Here is a 2,940-nt window from a genome sequence, read left to right on the forward strand (position 1 = left end):
TCCCCACCCCCGTCATCCTGAGCGCCGCCATGCCCTTCGCGACCCCAGATGTCCGGACAGGAGCCGGAACCCCATGAACCTGGCGAAGGTCGTCTTCGACGTGGTGTGCATCGGGGTCGTCCCGCTGGTGGGGGTGGTGTGGGCCTGGCGTCCGTACCTGCTCACCCAGAAGCTGCTCGAGCGCGGGGTGCACACGAAGGCGAAGGTGGTCCGCGCCGAAGACGAGAAGGATGACGGCACCACCTACTGGAGGGTGGAGTACGCCTTCCGCCCCCCAGGCGCCCCGGAGGTTCGCGGCGACTACCAGCACGACAAGAAGAAGTCCCGCCCCAACCCCCAGGTGGGGGACGCGCTGGAGCTGAGCTACCTGCCGGAAGACCCACGGAAGCACCAGCTCGTGGGCCAGGAGGCCGGTCTGGCGCGGACGGTCTTCTTGACGTGCTTCTTCATGCTCTTCCTCATCACTCCCGTGTTCAGGATGCTGAAGCACCAGCCGTAGCCTGGGAGAGACGCCATGCCCATGAACGCGGTCCTGATGGTGGTGTTCCTCGTGGGAGCCCCCCTGGTGATGATGGTGCGGCTGTTGCTCCAGCATCAGCTCACCCTGGAGCTGCGGGAGCAGGGACTGCACGCCCGTGGCGAGGTGGTCCGCATCCGCAGAAGCTGGACGAACGGGAAGCACCGCATCGTGGAGTACGTCTTCCCCCAGCCGGACGGGTCGGAGATCCGCGGCGAGTACAAGGAGCACCGGAACGGGCTGTTGTCCCAGCGCGCTTCCGAGGGCGACTCCCTGGAGGTCCTCTACCTGCCGGACAATCCCCACCGGCACCAGCGCGTGGGCGCGGAGGTGGGGCTCTTCGCCGTCCTGACCGGGGTATTCGGCCTGGTGGTCTTCATGTCCCTGGCCATCATCGTGATGATGAACGCGCCTTCGAAGAAGGCCCCCGCGCCGCGCGGGCCCACGCCCGCGGGCAGGCTGCGGACCTACGACGAGCCGCCACCGCGCGGGAAGCCGCTTCCCACCGGGCAGCAGCGGCAATCCGGCGCGTACTAGTTGGGCCCGTAGAAGGGCTCGTTCGCGGCGGGCACCGCGAGCGTCACGGAGCTGGCCGTGGAGGACACCGGCGCGCGGTAGATGCTGGGGTCACCGCCGGAGTCGTTGAAGAGGAAGCCCAGCTCCGTGCTGCTCGTCCAGCTGGGGAAGCTCTCCTGCACGGTGCTGGAGGTGTAGTCCGTCAGCCGTCGCAGGGAGCCGCTGATGCCCGCGGCCGTCACGTTGCCCACGAAGATGCGCGTGCTGCCGGATGACAGCCGCCCGTCCAGCGCCACCTGCCGCCCATCCGGCGACACCACCGCGCGGTTCGCGATGGCCAGCACCTCGTTGCCCAGCCGCACGTAGGTGGCGCTGCCGCCGCCCACCGGCACGAACGCGAGCTGGTCGAGCTGGAAGGTGTTGTTGCCCGCGGGCGCCACCACCGTGTTCCCGCTGGGGAAGAAGGACGGCGCGCCGTACGCGATGGTGGTGCCGGGCGTCAGCTCCACGAAGCCACTGCCATCCGCCGCGATGCGGCCCAGCGAGCTCACCGACCCCGAGCCCCGGTCGAACGCGAACACGATGGTGCGGCCATCCGGGCTGAAGGTGGGCCCGCGGAAGTTGGTGCACGCGCCGCACGCCGCGTCGTTGGTGCTCAGCAGCGTGGCCACCGGACCGCCCGTGGTGGGCACCGTCTGGATGGACGACGTGCTGCCCGAGCGCTGCACGAACACGATGCTGTTGCCGTTCTTGGAGATGGAGGGCGTGTACGCGCCGCCAGCCGTCGTCAGCCGCTGCGGGCTGTTGGGGTCACCGTCGTCGTCCACCACGTAGACGTTCCGGTCGTCGCGAACGAAGGCGAAGCCCCGGTCGAAGAGGACGTCACCTCCGGTGCCGCCACCGCCTCCGTCCAGGGGCTCGCACGCTCCCAACAACCCCACCGCCACCACGCCACCGAGCCATCGCCGCATGCCCATCATCCTCTGTCTCCCGCTGTGCCGGCCCTGTCACACGCACCGCGCCCGGCAGACTACAGGGCGCGCGGGACAGGACGTCAACGCACCCGGCGGCATTCACGCGCGCCCGTGTCCGGGAGCGCGCACGGGCGTTCAGCGGTTGAGGCGGTTCAGTTCGTTGCGGCAGACGTTGCAGGGGCCCAGCGACTTGCGGTCGATGTCCTGCGGGGACTGCGGGAAGAACATCACGCAGCGCGAGTCCTCGCAGTACGACAGGCCAATGAGGTGCCCGGCCTGATGCACCGCCTCCACCTGCACGCGGCGGCGGAGCGTTTCGCCCTCCGCGCCCTGGCGCAGCCGGAACAGGCTCATCACCGCGACCTTGGACTCCCGGTCCGCCTGGCCGAAGACGAAGGGCGAGTCCGGTTCGAACAGGTCCGCGTCCGTCACGCCCATCACCAGCTCCTGGGGCGCGTCGTCCAACACCGTGCCCAGCCGGCGCATGATGGCGTTGCAGTGGTACTGGCTGCGGTCCTTGTTGAAGGCGTAGGCCGGGGAGGACAGCGCCATCCGGCTCACGACCGCGCTGACGCCCAGGTGCGTCGCCAGCGGTTCCTGCAAGGCATTCACGATCGCGGACGGTGGACTGCCCACGGTGACCAGCAGGAGCGTCTTCTGCGGCATCAGCCCACCGCCTTCTACCTCCGGACGGACGTTGACCGCGTCCCCCCGGAGCGGAGTGGCTGGGGCGCAAGGATTCGAACCTTGATAATCAGAGTCAAAGTCTGACGTCCTGCCATTAGACGACGCCCCAGCAGGTTCGCACGCGTACTCGTGGGCCGATACTACGGCACTTTGACGGGCGCGGGAACCCACTCTGACGATGGGCCCCCTTCGCCGTGGAGTACGGGGGGTGGATCACTCTCCTCCCGGCGCCACTCGGGGGGCGGG

4 protein-coding genes and 1 tRNA gene are annotated in these 2,940 nt (G+C 69.1%); 2 read left to right on the plus strand and 3 right to left on the minus strand.

From position 1 onward, the window contains the following. The first annotated feature begins 73 nt into the window (after positions 1–73). Positions 74–499, plus strand: coding sequence for a DUF3592 domain-containing protein (locus tag D7X32_RS43925; protein ID WP_120608416.1), 426 nt, complete (start codon positions 74–76; stop codon positions 497–499). A gap of 15 nt (positions 500–514) precedes the next feature. Beyond that, positions 515–1,054, plus strand: a complete 540-nt coding sequence (locus D7X32_RS43930; RefSeq protein WP_120608417.1) for a DUF3592 domain-containing protein — start codon at positions 515–517, stop codon at positions 1,052–1,054. Here the strand turns inward: D7X32_RS43930 and D7X32_RS43935 are convergent. From D7X32_RS43935 to D7X32_RS43945, 3 genes are all read right to left on the minus strand, one after another. Next, positions 1,051–2,004, minus strand: a complete 954-nt coding sequence (locus tag D7X32_RS43935) for a TolB family protein (RefSeq protein ID WP_306414728.1) — start codon at positions 2,002–2,004, stop codon at positions 1,051–1,053. The genes D7X32_RS43930 and D7X32_RS43935 overlap by 4 nt on opposite strands. 138 nt (positions 2,005–2,142) lie before the next feature. Next, positions 2,143–2,673 carry a non-proteolytic archaemetzincin-like protein gene (locus D7X32_RS43940; RefSeq protein WP_120608419.1) on the minus strand — a complete coding sequence of 177 codons (531 nt, stop codon included), beginning with the start codon at positions 2,671–2,673 and terminating at the stop codon, positions 2,143–2,145. A 56-nt stretch (positions 2,674–2,729) separates the two neighbouring features. Continuing rightward, positions 2,730–2,803 (minus strand) — tRNA-Gln (locus D7X32_RS43945). Between the last annotated feature and the right edge of the window lie 137 nt (positions 2,804–2,940).

Source organism: Corallococcus carmarthensis, from assembly GCF_003611695.1.
GTDB lineage: Bacteria > Myxococcota > Myxococcia > Myxococcales > Myxococcaceae > Corallococcus > Corallococcus carmarthensis.